This window comes from Thermocrispum municipale DSM 44069, assembly GCF_000427825.1.
Classification (GTDB): Bacteria; Actinomycetota; Actinomycetes; order Mycobacteriales; family Pseudonocardiaceae; genus Thermocrispum; species Thermocrispum municipale.
Map to the genome: position 1 here is coordinate 1 of NZ_KE386594.1, position 22,216 is coordinate 22,216.

The window sequence follows — 22,216 nt, forward strand, 5'->3', positions numbered from 1 at the left end:
GTCGAGCAGTCTGGGGCTGGGCCGCGTGGTGGGCGGTTCGGTGATCCGGGTTTGACCGAGGACATGGCTGCGTTCATGGCGGCGGGCGAGCCGGGCATCGAGCAGCCCGAGGCGGGCCCGAGCAACGGACGCATCGGTGACCCGGGCCTGGCCGAGTGGATGACCGCGGACCCGGCGACCGGCCCGGAGCATGCGCCCGGTGGTCGCGACGCGGCGCTGCCGAGCTACGCCGAGGACCAGGCCGTCGCCGACAGCGAGGACCAGTCGATCGGTGCCCGTCTTGCCCGCTTGGAGGCCGACGGGCGCATCGCGGCGATGACCCTGCAGCAGCTTCCGCAGGACGAGCAGTTGTCGTTGCGGATCGCCGCCGACGAGAACCTGGCTGTTGTGCGGGCCTACCTGGACGGGTTGACGCCGCGGAACGACGACCGGCTGGTGATGTACCGCAGAACGGTCATGGTGTTCGCCGAGCAGGCGCTGGCGTTCGAGATCTGGCGTCGCGGAGCCATCGGGGTCGCCCCCGAGAACATGCCGATGCCGGTGCAGAACCTGGTCAGACGGATCGGAGACCTGACCAGGGACTGGGCCGTGCAGAACGGGTTCCGCCGTGGTCAGGTGACGCCGCAGCTGCCGGACGACGCGCCGCGGCCCAGGGCGCCAGAGCCTGTTCCGCTGGACCAGACGGCCGGCGAACCTGCGGCGGAGTCTGCACCGCACCAGGAGACCTCGGTCGACTCGGACGACATCCAGGCCGAGACCGTCGCGCACGAGACGTCCACCGTTGCCGAGGTGGACCCGGCGGACGTGCCCCTGCCGGAGACCGACGACGCCTCGCTCGCAGAGATCGAGCCGTCGACCAGCACGGAGCGCGCTGTGCCGGTCGAGTCGGGGCCGGAGGTGTCGACCGGTACCGAGCGTGCGTCCGGGTCGGGGCGGATGTCCCGGTTCGCCGACGAGTCCGATGACGGTTCGTTCGTTTCGCCGGAGGATGTCGATCCGACGCGGTCGCGTGAGCCGAAGGGTAAGGAGCGGGCTGTCGAGTCGGGGCCGGAGGTGTCGACCGGTACCGAGCGCCCATCCGGGTCGGGGCGGCCGTCCCGATTCACCGAGCTGATCGACGATGACGGTCCGATCCTGCCGCCCGCGGAGATCACCACCCCGATCCCGCTCCCCGCCGAATCGACGCCACGAACCGGCCCCGAGCAGACCGGCGAAGCCCGCAACGTGGACAACGTCCTGAACGGGCTGCGCGCGATGTGGCCCCAGGACGCCGACGTCGTCGGCATGACCGCGATTCGCGAGCGCCTGACGACGAACCCACAGAGCCTGCGCGACGGCTCCACCGGGCCGTTCACCGTGCTGGTCAACGGCGTACCACACCGCGTCACGCTGCGTACCGTCTTCCCCGAGCTCAACGACGTCGCGCTGGCCAACGGCGCAGTGGAGGAGGCCGGCGGGACCGCGACGGCGAACAGCAAGTCCGGGGTGTCCCGCAGCGCCAACCGCGATCGGCGCCACATCTTCGCCGGGTTCACACCGACGCAGGCGGAAGGCTTCTTCATCAACTTCCTGGCGTTCGTGAACCTGCTGCGGCCGAATGCCGCCCGGTCGGAGTCGATCAACGCTCCGGTCGCGTCCACCATGCAGATCAGCGTCCCGACCGCCGTCAACACGGACGTGCCGGTGCGGGTGGTCGCCACCGTGGTCGACGAGGCGGGCAACACCGTCGCCGACAACGTCGAGGTCCGCGACCAGCTGCAGGTGCCGATGCGGGTGCCGAAGGTGTTCGCGAGGTCCTCCGGCGCGGGCAGGCCCGCCGAGGCCCCACTGCCGCCGGCCGTGGTGGAAGAACTGAAACTCAACACCGAGAGCCGGGCCACCTACAAGGGCAAGACACTCACCGAGCCGGGAATCGTCGACAAGATCAAGGCACGGTTGCCGAAGGCCCTGCTGCGCCGGAACCAGGCCGCCCGCCTGCAGGTCGAGCAGTTCCTGTCGGAAGACGCGATCAAGACGAGCCTGCCGTTGATGGAGGTCACGCCCGAGCAGGCGCGCAACGGCGAGGGTTGGGTCACCACGGAGACGTTGGTGAAGGGGCCGAACTGGCTCAAGCTCCGGTTCCGGAGCAAGCGCGTCATTCTGCAGAAGCGTGCGGTCGTGCACACCGTCGAGTACCTGCAGGACGTCGACGGCGCGAAGGTGGCCCGCACGACGTCGGTCGGACACGACGTCAGCTCCACTGCCGACGCCAAGCGCGAAGGGTACGTGGAGCTGGGTGTCGGCCCGGTCCTTCCGGCCGGCGACCTCCTGGTGGGCGGCGGTGTGCAGTTCATCGGCGGCGCATCGAAGCAGCACGGGCAGTCGCTGACGAACGAGGACTCGTCCGATCGGACGCAGGTCACCAAGGAGAAAGTGACGCTGTTCGTCACCAAGGGCGAGCTGCAGGTGCGTGAGGTCGGCAAGCCCGAGATCATTTTCGAGGACGCCTACGAAGCGCGCCGGTGGGCCACGACCAGCGACGCGCGCAAAGCGGGCATCGGACCCGCCGAACCCGACCGCGAGGAAGATGGTTCCGGCCGGAGCCTCGAGCTGACCGGCAGGCGTGTCCCGGCCTCCCTGGAACGCGCCGTGCTGCACCACACCGGGGCGGGTGCGCAGGTCGCGCAGAAGATCTTGGCGGCGTTGCCGGAACTGCCGGGACACCACCGGTGGTCCTGGCGGGACAGCGGATTCCTCACCGACCCGTCCGACGAGAAGGTGTTCGAGCAGGGCCTGATGCGCAGGCTCGAACAGCAGGTCCGGCAGCTGCTCGGGATGCGGGAACGCGAGCCGATGCTGCGGCGCAAGCTGGCGCAACAGGTTCGCCACGCGGTGTCCGCACGCGAACAGGTGCGGGACGAGGCGCTGGGCGCCAGCCCGGTGCTCAGGCTGCACTTCGAGTCCGAGGGGCGCGGTCACACCTACCACGCCGAGATCACCGTCGTCCGCGAGATCGAGACGGCGCGCGCCGGCGACCTGGTCAAGATCGAGCAGGGCTCGCAGGAGACGCACAGGACGAAGCGCGGCGTCGAGTACAAGAAGAAGTCGACCAGGACCGGCGGCCTCGGCGCACTGGTGCCCCGGGTCTACCTCATCGGCAGCCATCGGAGTGGCTACGTCCAGGGCCGTTTCCGGTCGATCGGAACCGGCAGCCGTTCGGTTGCCATCGGGTCGGGCAGCGGCTCGAAGACCACCACCACGTCCGGCGCGCTCAATCCGGACGGCTCGATCGAGCCCGGTTCCTATCGCCGCTACACCGGCCGGGTCAACTACCACATCAGCGGGACGTACTGGATCGACGACGGACACCTGTCCGAGGCGCTGCGTCCCCGGCACTCCGAGCAGCCGCGGCCGCTGCCGGCCAACGAGACGCTGGAAGCCGAGCCGGTGCAGGTCGACTTCGACGCGCTCGTGGAACAGTCCGACGCGGCGATCCCGGAGCTGACCGAGCAGCGCGAGGTGCCGGATCCGACCGTCACCAGGCTCAGCGACGTGGCGATCAACCACACCGGCGAGCCCGGCCAGGACCGTTTGCGCCGCACCTACTCGCCGTTGCTGGACAAGCTGGAGTGGGCCCGTCCCGTCGACGCCGTGCAACACATGACCGAGTCGTTCCGCCGCATGGTCCGGGCGGTCGTGGGCAAGCCGCTCGACGGCGGCCAGGAGGCGTGGATCGCCGCGGCGTACCAGAACAACTCTCGGTCGAAGGTGGTGCCGTTCGGCGGGCCGGAGACGTTCCACGTGTCACCGTCGAACCAGAAGAACAGCACCGGTCACCACGTGGTGATGGCCCACTCGGCCATGCTGCTCGACCCGGTGGCGCTGCCGTACTCGAAGTGGACCCGCGGCACCAACGAGTCCAGCGGCTACACGATCGTCGACCACGAACGCGGCATCGAATGGACGTCCGAGGGCGCCGGACAGGACGTCTTGCTGGCCGACCCGGGCACGCTCGGACCGCTGAAGCCGACCTTGCTCAACGCGTTCATACCCAGGATGTTCACGACCACCCTGGGCCGCCAACCCGGTGCGCGCGTCGACGCGGAAGGGACGACGTCGGCCGAGGGACAGCCGGAGCGCAAGATCCTGGTTCGCGGAAAGCTGCGCACGGTCCAGGTGGTGGAGAGCCAGCCCTACGGCAAGGCCGGCAGGCGGGTGCTGAAGAAGCGGCAGCCAGGCCAACCCCGGCCCGACTATCGCGACGTGCCCCGCAAACAGCTGCGGCGGGCGGCCGAACAGCTGGATCTGGGCGAGGTCTACGTGTGGGCCACCGAGGCGGAGTACCGCGAGATGGTGGCCGCCAGCGAGCAGGAACAGTCCCGCCTCGCCATGGCCGAAATGGCGTTCGGGACCTGGTTCGACGACGACGGCGCGGGCGCCGGTACAGGCCCGGACGGCGCGGCAGTCGAGGGTCAGCGATGGTCGCGCGGCCTGAACCACGTGCCGAACCCGATCAACTTGACCGACGCGATCCCCGACCTGTACCGGAGCCTGGTCGACTCGGTGGGCAAGGAGGTGGCGGACCGGATCATTCCGCGTTCGCCGGCACACGGCGCGCAAGACAACTACACGACGATCACCGAGTTCTTGCGCGACGTGCGGGGCAAGATCGGTGACGCCTCCACCGGACGCAAACTGCATCCACTGCGGCTCGAGGACAAGCGCACCGGCCAGACCTACGAGCTGCACCTGACGGCGAAGCGCGTGGCCGAGCCGGTGCCGGGGGAGCGCGTCCCGGGGAAGCTGACGTTCACCGACCGGTTGTCCGTGCTGCTGTCGAAGATCAACAGCTTCAACCTGACGCACCTGACCCCAGAGCACTTCTTCGACCTGGTCGGCTTCCTCAGCGACCCGAGCAAGGGCCTGGGCAAGCCCGGCTGGGCCGCGGGGTCGGTGGGCACGTACACGGAGGCCGCGATCGGGACGACGTCGAGGTCGAGGACCGAGACGGCCGCGCGGGTCGCGGAGCAGACCGCGACCGTGTCCGGCGCGATGCAGCAGGAACGGCTCGAGTTCGCGTTCGACATCTCCGTGTGGCGCGACGGTCGGCAGCTCGCGCACGTCGTCCGGTCGCGAGCATTCGACGTGCAGAGGGCACTCGAGGACGCCACCTCGCTCGGGTTGGCCGACGACCAGCTCGGTCTGGTGCGCGACACCGAGGTGCGGCGCGAGAAGCCGTCGGTCGAGGCCAACCGCCGTTGGCGGGAGGAGCCGGGCACCCTGACGCCGCCGCCGGCGAACGGTTCGTTCGTGTCGGACTTCTTCGTGACCAAGGGCGACGGTGCCCCGGAGTGGGCGCTGTCGGACCTGGACGCGCTGGTCGCGGTCGCGGAGAACGTGATCACCGAGGCGGGTGGGACCGTCACCGACGCGGTCCGGATGAGCCTGCGCGCGTTCCTGGTGGACGAGGTCCTCAAAGGCGGCCTGCAGGCGATGTACTCCGGCTGGGTGCCGCTTCCGCTGCCACCCGAGACCGGCATCGATCTCGCACTGCTCGCCGCGCCGGGGAGTTCGGCGAACCTGGTGTCCACCAGCGCGCGGCTGGAACTCGGCGGTAACCAGCAGGAGACCGTCACCGAGAAGCACGAGGTGTCCGAGCGGCCGCTGCACGTCGAGCTGTACTCGGCTCCCCTCGTGGCTGCCGGTCTGCCTGCCCTGCTGACCCACATCACGCTGCTGGGCCACCACAGCTCTCCGACCACGGCGGCCGAGGCATCCGAGCAGACGGCCTCGTCCACGACGGCCGAGTCGTCCGCGGAGAAGCCGAAGCTGAGCAGTTCGTGGCTGGAGGATGTGCGGCTGCGGTTCGTCGCCACCCCGAGCGCGAAGGTGCGCTCCGTCCCGATGACGGACAAGACGGTGCAGCTCACCCGCAAGGTGTCCGCCGTCGGCGACGTCACCATCGAGAACGCGGCGGTGATCCACCGGACCGACCGCAACGACCGGATCCCCAGCTCGCTGGTGAACGCGGAGGCGGCGTTCGCGGCGAAGGACGCGGCGTGGACCAGGGCGGTCAGCGCGCTTGCCGCGGTGCGCGAGCAGCTGGCACAGATCAGGCGGCTGTACGAAGCGCCGGTGCTGGACGAGCAGGTCGTGCGCCAGGTGCTCGGGGTCGCGGCGGAGCGGCCGGAAGTCGAAGCCTCGATCGGGGCGCTCGTCGAACGCGGCGTGCACGCCGAGGATGTGGCCGCCGTCGAGGACGCCGTGCGCGCCGCGGAGGACGCGTTGAACATCGCCACGTACGAGTGGGAAGAGGCGAAGGCGCATCGCGACCTCGAACTCGAGCGGGCGCGCAACGGTGTCGTCCTCAAGGCCGAGCCGGACGTGACCATCACCGACCCAGGCACCGGCCGTATCGACACCGAGCAGGATCTGGCGTTGTGGCGGCTCGCGAAGCGGATGCTGGAGTCCTCGCGCAACGGCGCGGAGCCGCGCCTGCAGGTGCACGTCGTCGGTGACCTCAACCAGAACGCCGCCGAGGAGTTGCGTCGCTCGGTCGTCGCGCGGTTCGAGCAGCTGCTGCGGCTCGCGCCGGATGCCCGGGAAGTGCGGATCGAGGACGTCGTCGGCGACCGGATCGTGTTCACCCGAGCCCACGGTGAGGGGCCCGCCAGCGTGCAGTTCTTCGCCGACGAGGGGCAGCGGCCACGTCCGTACACAAGGCCCGACGACTCGGCCGCCGAGCTGACCGCCGGCAGTGAGCTCGACGCGGCGTCCGTGGTCACAACGTTGTCGTCCGGCAGCGGGACCTCGACCCCGTCGGAGCCGGACCCCGGTACGGACTCAGCGGTCGTCGAGGACGCCGGGTCCGAGGCAGGGCCGGCGACAGCCGAGGACGGCGAGAGTTTGATCGACGTGGACCCGTCCGTGCTGGCGCTGATCGGCGCGTTGCCTGAGTCGAGCACCGATGCGCTGGGCGAGCCCCGGCCCGAGGGTGGCGAGGACGCGACGGCGACACCGGACGAGACGAAGGTCGTCGACACGGCCGCCGAGGACGCGGCGGCGAGGCCGGACGAGACGAAGGTCGTCGACACGGCCGCCGAGGACGCGGCGGCGAGGCCGGACGAGACGAAGGTCGTCGACACGGCCGCCGAGGACGCGGCGGCGAGGCCGGACGAGACGAAGGTCGTCGACACGGCCGCCGAGGATGCGGCCGCGACGGAGCAGCCTGCGGGGGAGCGGACGGATGCGCCGGTGGACGAGGGCGTGTCTCCCGACACGGTCGACGATGCGGCCACGACCGAGCAGCCTGCGCAGACGCGTTCAGACGGGCGGGTGTCCTCCGAGGTGGCCGAGGACGCGCGGGCGGCGACGCAGGAGGCCGTCGACACGGCCGCCGAGGATGCGGCCGCGACGGAGCAGCCTGCGGGGGAGCGGACGGATGCGCCGGTGGACGAGGGCGCGTCTCCCGACACGGTCGACGATGCGGCCACGACCGAGCAGCCTGCGGAAACGCGAGCGGACGAGCGGGACTCCACCGACACCACCGACACCACGCCGCCGGAGCTGCACCCGGAGCGTTCGGGCGCCGAGCCTGGCCACGGCTACGAGCGTTTCGTGAACTACCCGCGGGACCAGCTGGCCGCCACGGAGCCGGTCCAGCGCGGCGCCGTTCGCGCCCTCCCCAGGCGCCGCCCCGGCGCGACCTCCCCGTTCGACGTGGAGAGCTCCCCGGCGGTGCGCTCGGCGTTCGAGGTCCGGCGAGCGGTGCAGGACGGCGAGACGATCAGCGAACTCACCTTCGTGGTGGACGTGCGCGGCATCGAGGGCCCGGTCACTCCGGACCGCGCGGAGCACGACCTCCGCTGGCGTGAGCGCGCCTGGCACCAGCTCGAGGCCGGCGCCGGGTTCTGGAACTCGCTGAACCTGCGGCTGCCTCCGACTGCCGAGCAGCAAGCGGCCGGTCAGCCGGGCGACCTGGTGCGTTTCCGGTTCGAGCAGCCGAACGAGACCAACGTCGTGCACCACGTGGTGTGGATGAACCGCGTCGCGCCGGTGGGCTTCGACGCCGAGGCGGCGAGGACGGTCGACCAGCAACACTGGCACCCCGACCAGCCGGTGGCGTTCAGCGCGCACGAGAACGGGCACATGGCCGGTCTGGTCGACGAGTTCCTGCGGAACGCCGGGATCGAGATCCAGGGCACGATCATGGGCGGCTTCTGGAGCGTCGACCGCGACGGCAACGTGGTGATCAACGACCTGACGACGCCGGAACGGTACGGCGAGATCCTCAAGTTGATCATCGGTGACGTTCCGTTGAGCAACCCGACAGCGGGCGGGCAGACGACAGCCGTGCTGCGGGAGGGCACCGAGGTGCCCAAGGCGTCGTCGGGCGGCCGTAAGGTTCGCCGCGCGTTCAGCCGACGCAACAGCGGAGAATCACAGGCGGGCCCTGCCACGACACCGGCGGCCAGGTCGGCGGGGGCGACCGTGACTCCGGAGTTGCCTGCCGACGCGAGCCGGCCGCAGGCCCCGCCACCCGACAGAGACGAGAGCGGTGCGACCGGCGACCGCGACCAGCCGATGTCCCGCGAAGCGGAGGACATCTCGTCGGAGGGTCGCAATACCGATGACCGGGAGCAGAGCGGCGCAGAGCAGACTGCCCGGACCACCGTCGACGCCGAGGGTGAAGCCGGTCCCGGCGAGTCGACGACCGCTGACCGGAGCGAGCAGCAGGAGTCGCGGTGGTGGCCGTTCTCGGAATGGACCAGCCAGGAGCTGGAACAGCAAGTGACCTGGGCCATGGTCGAGGTTCAGGCCGAATCGAACTCGTCGACGGTGCAGGAGCGGCTCGCCGACGCCGCCGACGTACTGCGGCGAGCAGGTCTCGTCGAACAGCCGATCTACGACACGCCTGCGGGTCTCGTCGACTACGAGAGCATGCGGTACCTCGTGGCGCGGGAGAACGTGCTCGGGGGGCCTGCCGCTGCCGCGGCCGCCGCCGCGGACCTCGTGGCAGCCGTCAACCAGTTCCGTGACCAGATGCTGAGCGGACGTCGGCTGGAGTTCGAGACCGGTGAAGTGGAGCGGACCGGGGACCACGACGGCGAGCTGGCCGTGATCGTGCGTTCCGCGACCTTGGCGGCACTCGAACGTCTGGGTGCCAGGCAGCCCTACGACCCGGTGTTCACCGTCGCCTACCCGGACGACAGCGAGGGGGCGGGCGCGCGTCGGGCGAACAACATTGCGGAGGGCCTGCGTAGAGTGGTCGATTACCTCAGCACGAGCATCTGGGACGAGTTCTCGGCAGCGGCCGCCGATGTGGAGCGTGTGCTGAGCCGGGCCGAGGTGCTGACCAGCGCGCAGCTCGAACCCGGCGAGCACGTCGAAGTTCGGGTTCGGTGGAGCGAGGACGCCGATTCGTCCCAGTCGTCCGTGGACAGCCTCGACACCACCGAGTCGATGACGGAGCCGCGCAACATCTTCGACGTCCAGCTGGTCAGCGACCCGACGGCCCGGACGGTGGTGTGGCACATCGCGTCGCCACCCAGCGGGGGCATCGTGGTGGACCATGTGGTCGACACCGCGAGCCACATCGGGAGATACCACTTCCAGGACTGGCTGGCCCACCGCGCGTGGGGCGCCGAGGACATGCGGATCGAGGTGATTGCCGACGTCGGCCCGGAGGACCTCCTGCTGTTCGCCGATGCGGTGCACACGGGCTTCTGGCAAGCGATCGACGACGAGCGGGAAAACCACATGTCGACCGGCGGATTCGGATTCCCTGACCTGGAGGGGGTGCCGATCGACAGCCGTCAGGCCGAATTGCCACGCGATGTCTTCGTGCGGTTGGAAGTCACCCGTTCGCCGGTGCCGCAGTTGTCGGACGTTCCCCGGTGGACCGCGGAGGACTTCGAGTCCTGGGGAGCCAGAGCGCAAGACTCGCTGAGCGACCTCGCAGACGGCGACCCGTTCGACGCCGACGCTTACCGGCGCGGTGCTCGGCAAGCGCTCATCCATGCTGCCGGGGACGACCTGGCCCTGCGCTCCGTGCTGTTCGGTCCCCCGATGCCCACCATGGTGGCCATCGTGGCCGCCGCCTGGCGGGCCGGCGGGCAGGCGCAGGTGGCTCCTGCCTGGGCAACCGTACTGCTGCACCAAGTCGTGCGACCGCTGCTGTGGTGGGACACCGCTGTTCTGCGGAGTTGGGCGGAGGATGCGAACGTCGCGGGTCAGCAGCTCGCGCAGCAGGCCGGGCGCGATTGGGGCGAGGTGCGCCGGCAGGCCATGTCCGACTTGCGACAGCGCATGGCGCGCAACTCGTATTTGCGTGGGATCTTCGAGTCCGCGGATGCCGAGCAGGTACGGGAGGACATGGCGTCGGTAGTGGCACTGGCCTCGCTCCCCATGCCGGACGAGCAGCTGCTCGGCGGCCTGACCGCGCCGCCGCGGGCCGACGAGTGGATCGACGCTTTCGCCATGTTGTTGGACACCTTCGTCGAGCGGCTGCATGTGACGCCCGAGCAGGTCGCCGAGGCGATGCTGGCACGCGTGGAACCGATGGTTGTGCGGCATCTGACTCGGACCGCCGACACGGCCGGTCAGACGCAGGAATTTCCCGAGAGCACTGCCGGGCGCCTGCACGACTGGCTGACAGTCGCTTTCCGCAGCTACGCCCGGTCTGCCCTGCTCCGGACCGCGAACCGCCGCCACTTCATCGCGGACGCGGCGAACGCGGGCGCGCTGGAGCAGGAGCTGGACCTCCTCGCCCTGGCCTTGGCTCAAGGCTTCGAGAACATCCGCTCGGCGAACAGCGTCTGGGAGGTGTTCGACAACTTCACGAGGTTGATCGACGAGGAAGCTCAACGTCAGGCCCAACAGCCGTCCGCGTCCGCGCCATCGGCGCCCGCAGCCGCTGGTTCGTCGGCCATGAGCGGCGCGCAGGCGACGTCGGATGCGCCGGCTTCGAGTGAGGCGACAGGTGACGCGCCGGCCACGTCCGACACCCCGGCGATCACGGTCACGGACGCCCGCGCGGCGCAAGGCGGTTCGGTGAGCACCGAGGATCGAGCCGCCGGCATGGGCCGCCTCGTCGATCTGATGGCGGGTCGCCTGATACCGCGGCTGGTCACCGGCATCCACCCGCGCAGCTACGTGACCGGTCTTTCCCGCCCGCAGGAGGACATGACCTCCGACGAACGGAGTTGGGTGTCGAACCACCTGCGCGAGCTGTTGGCGCAGGTGGCGACGCCGGAACGGGTCCGGTTCGTCCTCACGCGGGACAACGACGCGGCGCTGGATGCCGTGGTCGACCGGTTCGTCGAGCAGGTCCTGGCGGCTCGCAGATCCGAGAACGGCCGGCCACCTGCCGCCGACCCCGACACCGCGCTGCGCAATGCGGTGCAGATGGTTCCCGCATTGATCGACATGCAGATTCGCGCGCAGGAACTGCGGGACGTCGTACGCCAGTGGCGGCCTGTCACCAGCTGGTCCAGCGTCGGGTTCGACAGGCGCGTCGCCGTCGCCCGCGAGGTGGTCGAGGCCGACGGGCGCAGCTCGGCGATGTGGCTGAACCGCGCGGCCGGCTGGCTGCGGCAAGCCCAGCTGAGCCGCGACACCCAGTACCACACCGGCATCGGCCAGCTGACGCTCGACGACATGCAGTACCTGGTCGCGGCGCAAGGCATGGTTCGTGGACACCAAGCCGGTCTCCAAGCCGCGCAGGCCCTAGCCCAGACGATCCGGACAGCCTCGACCCGTGCGTATGTGTTGCCCGAGCAGCTGGTGCGTAACGACGGCGCGCTGCGCGACGCGGCGGAGGCCATGATCGCGCCGATCGTGCAGCGCATGGTCGACGAGAACCGGCGCAGCATCGGTGACGCGCCGACCCTGCTCGTGCTGTCGGCGCAGCATGACGGGCAAGCCGGCGTGACGCGTGCGGCCGCCGTGGAGAGTGCGCTGCGCGACGCATTGGGACAGGCCGCGGAGATCATCGGCACGGACGCTGCCCGGGCGCTCGCATCCCTCATTCCGATCCGCCTGCAGTTCAGGCTCCCAGCGGGCCGTACGGAAACGATCGTTCAGCCGGTGTGGCCGGGTGGTCGGCCGACTCCGTCCGCACCACCGCCGACCACGACCCGGCCGGACAGCGGTGACAACGGTGGTCCGTCGCGTCAAGGGCCCTCGGACAGGGACTCGATCAGCGAGGACTCCGACGTCTCGGACAGTGACAGCGACGGGCGTCCAGCGGGTGCCGGGGCGCAGACAACTGGCGCGTACGGCAGGCAGCGGGCCGCGACCGACGCGGCGTTCGATGATCTCGCGTCGTCAGCGGACGCTCGCAGCGCCTGGTCAGGGCCGACCGTCCCGTCGACCGAGCTCACCGCGCCGGACGTGGACGTCGATGCCGACGTCAAGATGCCGGGGGCGGGGTCGGTCGAGTTCTCCAGCGTGGCGGACTTGCAGGAGCACGCCCGCACGGCCGAGGCCGACTTCGCGCCGCTGAGCCGAAGCGACAAGCAGGCCGCCAACGGCGTCGCCGTCCGGGCGTTGCGCGACGTCGCCGAGTTCGTGAGCAAGCTGGAGGCCGCGAACGATCCCGCCCGGACGGTGCCCGGCAGGCGGGAAGCCCGCTCGACCCTGATGCGGCCCGCCCTGTGGGTGGTGATGAACGCCGTCCAGGAGTCGTGGGCGCAGGGCCACCCGAAGGGCGATGGCGCGATCCCGGAGAACGTGCGCGATGTCGTGACCAAGATCGACACACTCGTACGGGAGTGGGCCGCGGCCAACGGCCTGGTGCGCAACCCCGCGGCGGTCGACGACATGCACCTCACCCCGGACGGCGGCGACACGTTCGCCGCGACGCCGGCGGCGAACGAGCTGCGCGAGCGCGCAGCGGCGGCCGCGCGCGAGTTCGCAGGGTTGCCCGACCGAGTGTGGCTGCGGGCGAAATCGCGGGTCGAGAACACTCCGCAGTGGTCGGTCGTGCGGGCTTTCGCCGACCAGGTGCGCGCGCATGACGACAGCCGCACCGCCTGGGTGCGTTCCGGGGTCCAGCGGCTGTACGAGCTCGGGCTGCGCGATGTCGCCGCCAAGGCACACCGGGGCGCCGGCGGCGACCAGCTCGCCGAGTCCATCCGCGCTGTGCGCGAGGCGCTGAGGGAGTGGGCGGCCGCCAACGGCGGAGACGTCAACCGGCCGCTGCGATTCCCCCTACGCGGCGGGGCGGAAACCCCGTCGGCGTCAAGCCCCGCTCCTGCGCCGTCGAGCACTGCGACTGATTCGCCGTCGCAGGCAGTGCAGCAAGCAGCGCCGCAGTCCGCGGCCGTTGCGGAGTCCGGCTCGCAATCCCCGGCCGATCCGGAGCCCGGGACGCCAGCCGGCTCGGAGCCTCCCGTGTCGCGCGCTGCCAGCCCAGCACCGAGCATCGCGTCGACGGTGTCCGTGATCCCGGAGCTGGACGAGTCGGCCACGCCGCAGCAGTGGAGCGAGTGGGTCACCACGGAGGCAGGCAAATTCCAGCGCAGCAACCCCGAGACCGGCCCGGCGGCACTGGAGAAGATCCAGCAGGCCAAGGCATGGATGCTGGTGTTCCATGACATGCAGGCGCTCGAAGGTCTCGGGCTGGCCGACCGGATGCCCCTGGCGATCGCGCGCCTGTCGACGCGGACGCCCAGCACCGCCGAGCTGATCGGTCAGCTCCGCGGGATGGCGAAGGGCCTGGGCACGGCGCGAACTGCCGAGAGTTTCGCGGAGCTACGTGATCAGGCACTCGCCGACCTGGGCGAGATGAACAAGGACGTGGTGGCCAAGGCCGTCGCGGTGGTGCAGCGTCAGCACGACGAAGCGAAGCTGATCGAGCGTGGGTTCTCGGTCGACGACGTGGCGGCGATGGTCGCGTACGTCCTGGAATACGGGGGCTCGGACGCGATGACACCGGGTCACATCTCCGGCGTCATCGGGGACGTACTCAACACTTTGAAGCCGGCACGCGACCTCATCTCCGACGCGTTGCGATCCAGGCGTCACGCAGCGCCCCAGGCCCCGGCAGCGCCCGCGGTCGCGCAGTCGCCGCGGACGGTGTTCCTGTTCCACTCCGCAGCGGAGAACGCGGCCGAGACGCTGGCAGGGGTGCGGGACGAGGAAACCGTCGAGGATGCCCGGCACAATGCGGATGCTCTGCTGATGGCGTTCGCCCGGCCCGACGCCTACGAGCAGCTCGGTCTGAAAGCGTCGTTGCGGGATCTGGTCGCGGCCACCCTGATCGAGAACGAGAATTCGGAACCGGCCAAGGACCTCGTCAAGAAGTGGGTGCGCGCGCTCGGAGCCGACCTGACACCGGACGCGTACCGCGAGCTGGTCGGCGATGCGGCACTTCTTGCGGAAGACCTCGATCAAGACCTGGTCGACCAGGCGAACGACGACGCCAGGATCCACGACGTCGACAAGCTCGCCGAACTGAGAACCACTCCCGAAGAAATGGCCGGCGCGATCGTGCTGGCGTCGATCGGCATCAACCATCCGGTGTACCCCATCGACATCTCGGAACTCCTCGGTGACGCACTCGGGACGCTGACGTCGGAATATGCGGACCCGGTGGTCGGCCAGGCGGACACCGATCCCGCGGTCGACTTCGTCGCCGAAATCACGCGCACGCGCTCGACGTTGTGGACCGAATCACTTCCCGACGACGTGCTCACCGCAGCTCAGACGGAGGTGCAACGTCACTTCGACAGCGAGCGCTTGTTCACCGAGACCTCGCTGTCGATGACCGACATCGCCCGGTTCGTCGCGTCCTTCGCATCGAGGTATCCGCACTGGGTCGACATCCCGGCCTTCACCGCGCAACTGGCGCGCGACATGGGTTTCGCGATCACCGCCCCGGCCGCGGGAGGGCGGCGACCGCGGCGGCGATTCCGCGGCGCGCTCACGACTCCGGCGCGGCACTCCTACATTCCGTTGCCGAACGACGTGACCGAGGTGGTGCCGGATGGCAACTTCGTCGGCCACGCCGCCTCCGACAACCGGCACTTCGTGCTCGACTACGGCGCACTCGACGCGCACCTGGAGTACCGGAGATCGCACGGGCTGCCCGTGCCTCCCGTACGCCGCGGAAGGGACGACCGGAAGCCGGTGGCCAGGCTGTACTACGCGGGCTTCGGCCGCGATGGGATCGATGTGATCATGGGGCGGCTGGCGAGATCCACGAGACCGGAGGGTGCCACCGCGACGGTGATCGCCGCCGGCGTCGACGGCCGCCCGAGCTACATCGTGAATGTGCTGCCGGTGCGGCACGGCGACGGTTACCGGCACACCCCCTTCAACCGGGACGGATCCCGGATCACCAACGAGGAAGTGCTGGACCTGCGGCTGGCTGCGAACCTCTTCGTGGTCGGCTACGACAGTGACGGGTTAAGCCTGTTCAGCGCCCGCGACGACCAGACTTCCGGTTCGTATCCCGCCGATCACGCGCCGCCGGCCAACAGACCGATCGGTCCTCACCAGTTCATCGGCATGGTGAAGCTGGGGCGCGAACTCGTGCAGCGAACGCACGACACCGCGCGGCTCAGCGCGGAGGAGACGGACAAGCTCGGCACGCTGGTGACCCTGAACCTCGGCAACAACCTGAACGTCGAGCACGCGTGGTCGACCGCGATGCGGTTCGCGCAGCGGTCGGGGAGGCAAGTTGCGGATCCGCTGCCGTCGCCCGTGATCGGTTCGGTCAAGAATCAGGCGGAGCTCGAGGCGGCGTTGCGAGACATCGCATGGTCGCTGGATCGTGTCGCCTACGAGGCCCGCGGGGCCGAAGCCGACATCTCGGCGGACGAGACGACGCGCCGCGCGGCTGAGCGCATGGCGAAACACGTCGTCTTCTTCACCCACCTCGGCGAGCCGATCAAAGCGCACCGGGCTCAGCTGGCGACTCTGATCGCACATCGCGTCCTGAACTCTCCGACCAAGGTCGCCGGCGCGTTCGCGTTTTCGCGGTACCTCGCCGAGCAACTCGGGACACAGCTGCCGGGCGGACCGGGGCGGCCACCGATTCTCGCCGCCGGCTTCTCCCAGGAGCAGAAGGACACCCTGCTCAGCCAGGTCGCCTGGAACGCGCAGTCGCTGCTGTACGAAGTGACGGTTGCCGACTACGAGGTAACTCTGCTCGATCCCTCCGAACGCGCTCGCGCGAAGCGACTCGCCGGGCACATCGTCGCCAAGCACACCGGGGAGCGCTTGACCGGCGAGGCCAGGACGGCGCTGGAACTGCTCGTCACGCACCGGATCGTCCACTCCCCGCAAGGTGTCGCAGGGGCGTACCGACTGGCCGGTCACATCGCCGGCCAGCTGAACGTCGGCGATCCAGCGGTGTCGAGCCAGGTGTCCGAGTTCATCTCTGGGACGAGCGAGACCGACCTGGACGCCACGCTGCAGAGCAAGCCGTGGACTCGCAGCTCCGTTCGCGACGAAGCAGAGTTCGCGGAGTTCCAGTTGACGGTCGCCGCGCCGAAGTCTCAGATGAACGCACGCCGCGTCGCGGAGGCCATCGTCGCCCACACCCATGACCGACGCTCCGCCGAGACGGAGCTCGACGCGCTACGGACGCTCGTTGCTCATCGTGTGTCGTATTCGCCGGACGGCGTGGTAGCCGGCTACAAGCTGTCGCTGGCGCTTGCCCGAACACTCGGAACGGGCCTGGCTGCTACCGAGACGTGGATTCCGTCGTTCCTGGCCGCCGAGCACGGCAGGGCGGCCGACATCGGCACGCTGTTCCTGGAGACGGACTGGTCGGTGCAGAAGCTCGACGTCGAGGCCGCTTATCTGGCCGACGACACCGACGACAGCTCGGTCATGGACACCGAGGCCGTCATGATGTCCACCCACATCCTGCATTTGCTGGACCCCGGCGTCAGGAACAATGTCGAACGCTTGCTCGACCACGTCTTCGCCAACCATCCCGGGTCCGAGGACACCAGAATCGCGACCGCGCAGCGTGTGTCCAAGAAGATCGCCGATGATTTGGGGACGAGCTGGACTCCGGCGAGGTTCCGGCAACTCCTGCGGAGCGCCCCGCCGCTGGCCGACGTGTCTGCCGATGTCCGCGAAGAGGTCTCGCAACTGCTGGCGGACCGGCGGGCGAGGGGCTTGCCGACCCCGATGTACTCCGACGCGGATGTCATCCGGGTTGTCGCCGTGGTGGCCGCGTGGATGGCGCGCAACGGTTACGACGAAGAAGGGGTCGGCGAGGTCCTCGAGGGCATCACGGAAGCCGGTGGCCAGCGGGCCGCTGCCGAGGCGGAACAGCAGGGCCGCAAGCGGACGCGCGGCCATGATGCCGCCGACTCAGGGCCGGAAGTGCGTCGGCCGCGCCTGGACTCGGACCAGGCGGAGTCGGGGCAAGCCGAGTCGAGCCAGGCCGCCGAAGCAAGGGCGGCGCAGGCTCCGCCCAGGCCGCAGGACCAGCGGCGGGCGTGGACGCCGCAATTGTTGCTGGCCGTGGCGGGTCATCTGGCGGCCAAGGGAGTTCCCGCCTCGCTCCCCAGGAGCGCGGTGGACGTGATCCGCGCCGGCTACCAGCGGTACCTCCAATCGCACCCGACGGCGTCGGCACTGCTCACCACGCACGGCGTCCAGGACGCGGTCGCCGAAGTGATCGTCCATGCCTTTGCCGTCGATCGTGACCTGCGACCATTCATGCCTGCCGTGCTTCGCGGCATCCCGACGGGCAGTTCCCAGGAGATCAACGCGTGGCACAGGTCGTTGCCCCCGCAGCTGCGCGGCCTGCTCGACACCCTGATCAGTGCGGCGGACGACGCGACGAAGTCCCGCTTCATCCCGCTGCTCCGCGCCCTCCCTCCGGCCGCGCGCAACGACATCCTCCAGCAAGCGGTCCAGCGCGGTGTGCAGAATCTGGCCGTCCTGGTGATCGACGCGTTCGTGCGGGTGGTCGTCAACTCGGTCCTCGCCGACCTTCAGCCACGGCCGGACGGGCCGGACGCGGGCGGCCGGCCCGCGCCGCCACCTCCGCCGGTCGACCCCAGCCTGCCCGGTGACGCGCAGCCGCCGGCACCGGGCCCCGAGGCGGAGTCCGGGGAAACGTCCGAGGCGGAGCCCGGGGGACCGACCGAGGCGGAGTCCGGGGGCGGGGCCGGCACCCAGACCCAGCCGAGCCCGTCCGAGCAGACGCCCGGCGAGGCGGACGACCGGTCGGAGCAGATGTCGCGACCGATCCGTGGCGTCGACGCTCACGACGTTTCGTCCACCGTCGCCGCTGCGCCGAGATCATCCGGGCAGGTGCGAAGTTTCGACGTCGACGTCGTGCGCGCGTTGGCCGCACGGCAAGTGGAGGCGGAACGACAACAAACCGAGCAAGGCAACACGAAGGCCCGGTTTCTTCGGGACCTGGCCTTCTTCGAGTACACGATCCCCACGGCCGACGACAGCGAGTTCGTCGCACGCACGTCGTTCTTCGCGCGGCTGGGCCTGCGCGACGACGTCGGCTCGGTCGTCGCGGCGGCGCTCAGCGGGGACGCGACGGTTCAGCAGTACCTCCCGCAGACGCGGTCGGACAACTTCTCGGAGTTCGTGCGGACCGTCGTCGACAAGATCGCCCGCGACCTCGGCTTCACCGCTGAGGTCCCCGACAGCGACCGCGCGGAGCCGTTCGTCGAGATCGATGTCCCGGACACCTTCGTCGCAGTCGACTCGTGGGCGGGGACCGAACAGTGGCTTGATACCGAGCTGTCCGCCGATCCGCAGACCGTGGAGAACGTCACGGCCCCGGAGGCGGCGAATCTCGACCGACCGGAGAGCGGTTGGACCGAGGACTCCGTGCAGTCACGTGCCGCCACCGTTGGGACGCCGACCGATCGGCAGGCCGTCGACGCGGCCGTGCGGCTGCTCAGGGAGATCGTGCCGGGCAGACTCGGTGGTGCCGAGTTCGTCGACACGCCGACCGGCAATGCGGTGGTGCGCCTCTTCGCCGACGCGGTGGCCGAGGCAACCCCGACGGTCGGCCGCGAGGCGGCGCTGAAGGACGCCGACGACCTCGCCAGGGAAATCGTGACCGATCTGGCCGGACTCCCGAATCCGCGCGTGGTCACCAGGGACAGTTTCGCCACCCCGGACGACCTGCTGGAGTGGGTGCAGATCAACAAGCCATGGCTGCCGGAGGTCGCGGGAGAGGCCAGGTATCCCGGACTCTGGCGAAGCCTGCGGGCGTACCAGGCGGCGTGTTTGCCGGCCGCGGTCGCGGCGTACAACACGAGTGTCAGCGGCGAGTTGCATCAGGCGCAGCGGCCACCGGCGAATCGGGTGTTCACGCTGCCGGACGTCGCGCAGTCGTTCGCCGCCGAGCTCGAACGCAGCACCGGCTACGCCGAGATGCTCGAGCGGATCGCCGGTCCGCGGTCTGCGCGCGCGGACGGCGCCCTGGTCATCCCGTATCGCAGCGACTCCGGCCAGGAGTGGCTGCACGCGGTCAACTTCCACGTCACGTCTCGCGGGCAGGTGCAGTTCCTCGACGCGCTCCTCGGCGCCCCGGCGACCGTGCCGACCACACTCGACGAATACTGGTCGGTCATCGGCGGCCCGGAGACGCCGGCCGCCGCGTCGGGCGAGAACGCTCCGGTCGACCGCGGCGCGTTGATCCGCGAACTGGTGGGCCCGGAACCGCGCCCGATCGACGCAGCACCGGTGGGCGGCGGGCAGCCCCTCACGGTGCGCGGCGTCGACCCCGAATCCGGCTCTGTGATCGCCACCGAGAAGGACCTGCTTGGTCCGCGTGGCCCGGAGGTGTTCGGCGACGTACTCGACGCGGGCCTGGACGCGGAGTTGACCGTGGTGGCGCAGCGCAAGGACGGCGGGCTCCGCCACCAGATGCAGCTGGTGAACTTCGAAGGCGTGGTGATGCTGCTCGACCTGGACAGCAACCGGACTTTCGTGTTGACCGAACAGGACGGCGCAGTGCTCGCCGAAACCACCGACGGCCACGTGCCGCTCCGCGAGGCCCTCGCCGAGTTCGAATGGGTGGCGCCGGTGGAAGCCGCGGAGGTCACCGGAACCATCGGCGGCCCGCACACGCAGCTGTCCAGCGCCGACATCGACTGGATCCGTCACGATGTCCGCAGTGCCGAAGAGACCGCAGCGGAAGTCTTCCAGCGCAAGGGCGGCGCCGTGATCGAGCATCCGGCGCGCGGTCCACGGCTGACCGGGCTGACCGACCCACCAGCCGTGCCGGACGCGCTGGACGTCGACCTCACCGCGCTGTCGTTGCGGCAACGCTGGGGGTTGCTGCGCAACGCCGACATGGTGCGGTCCGACCTGGATGCCGCAAAGTTCACCCCGGACAAGCTCACGGAGGCGGGCGCCGACGTCACGATCCTCGAGTCACCGTGGTCGGACACCGACCGTCGGCTGCTCGACGCGGTACGGGGCAAGCTGCCGCCGGAGTACCGAAGGGCCATCCCCGACCGGCGCCAGTACGCGGTCGGCACGGTGTCGATGTGGTTCGGCAGCCCGCTGGACGGTTCCGGGCGGACTGCGGGCTTCGTGCTGGGGCTCCGCGAGACGCGGCGCGCGGGCTTCGCCGGTCCGATGGTCGTGATCACCGACGTGGCGCGGGAGGACGTCGCGGCCGCGGTCGCGGAGATCGAGCAGGGCGTCGACGGCGGCAGGCTCGACGGCGTGAAGCGGATGGTGCGCCTGGCGCGAGAACTCGACCTGTGGCTGGTCAACGTCGACGAACTGCCGCTGGCGACGTCGATGCCGGAGATCGACGGATATGCCCGGTTGGAGCGACTGAAGGCCTCCCCGCCCGGCTACGGCGCGGCCAGCGACACCTTGCGACGCATGCTCACGGCGCTGTTCGGGTCGTACCTCGACGGCGACACCGTCCTCACAGATCCGGACGTGTTCGCCACGGTCAACGGCGACGCCCGGGGTAACGGTTACGCGATCTTGTTCCCCGGTGGGCGGCCTGCCCCGGTGGACTGGCAGCGCAGCGGATACTTCCCGATCACCAACGACGCGGTCGTCGCCCCGCAGGGACACCCGTTGCCGCTGCTCTACCTCCACAAGATCAAGAACAATTTCGACAAGACCGAACTCGAGCTGTTCGAGTCGTTCCCGCACCGCTTCTTCGGCCTGCGCAGCGACGAGTTCGACGTCGACCAGAAGGGCCGCCACGCGCTGGCTCACTACACCACCGCGGCACGCACAGGAACGTCGTTCGAGGACGACGTGAGCGTCCTGCCCGGCATGAAGTTCGCCGCCCGTGCGGCGACTCGCCAGCTGAACGACCAGGCGTGGCGCAAGCCCGTGGACGAGTTCGCCGAACCGCCGGTCAGGCTGACCGACCGCGCGGCGAGCAGGCGGCTGGTCGCATCCGTGCAGGAAGTGCTCGTGCACTCCATCTACAACCGCAACGGCGACGTCGACCTGACCGCGGTGCGGGGGTTGCTCAACCGTCACGAGAGCCCGCACGTGGTGCTGGCTTCCGCACTGGCGTTCATCGGCAGCGTGGACGCCTTCCGGTCGCGGGTGCGGTCGGTCACCAACGCCGAGTACCGCGGTGGCCGCTGGCAGTCCGTCGTCGACGACGCTTTCCTCGCGCGGCTTTTCGACCGCTCGGGATCCGTGCAGACCTGGCGTGGCTTCCGTATCGAATCTGCGCGGTTGAAGGACCTCACGGAGTTCTTGCCTGACAGCTTCACCGGCGGGGCGTGGCGTGCCGCGCTGCCGCAGCCGGAGGCGGACAGCCTCGGGCTACCGGAGGTGTTGCTGCGGTGGCGGGCCGAGAACGACATGTGGTCGGACGGCCGACCTCGGGAGACCGGGAACCTGCCGATCGGGAGCGTCGAGCCCCCGTCGGCAGGCGGCGCGCAGCAGTCCGGCGCGCACGCGCAGGGTGACACCACGACGGCGGTGCCGGGGCACGACGCCGAATCGACGACACCTGGGCAGGACGACGCAGAGCCGACGACACCTGGGCAGGACGACGCAGAGCCGACGACACCGGGGCAGGACGCTGCCGGCATGACGACCCCCGAGCAAGGGGACGTCGTGGCGGATACGTCGGCGCGGGGCGAGGTCGAGGCGGGCGGCCTGGTGCGGGGCGAGGTCGAGGTGGACGGCCCGGTGTGGGGCGAGGCGGAGCAGACCGTCCCGGCCGCGGATGACGTCGAGGTGGCTACCTCTGCTCAGGGCGAGGTCGAGGTGGACGGCCCGGTGTGGGGCGAGGCGGAGC

At 70.0% G+C, this 22,216-nt stretch carries 1 protein-coding gene; it reads left to right on the top strand.

The genetic code is table 11. The features are described 5' to 3' along the window. Nucleotides 1–51 precede the first annotated feature (51 nt). Nucleotides 52–22,216 (top strand): hypothetical protein (locus YWM_RS24810; protein WP_169721018.1); only part of this gene is annotated, 22,165 nt, incomplete at its 3' end.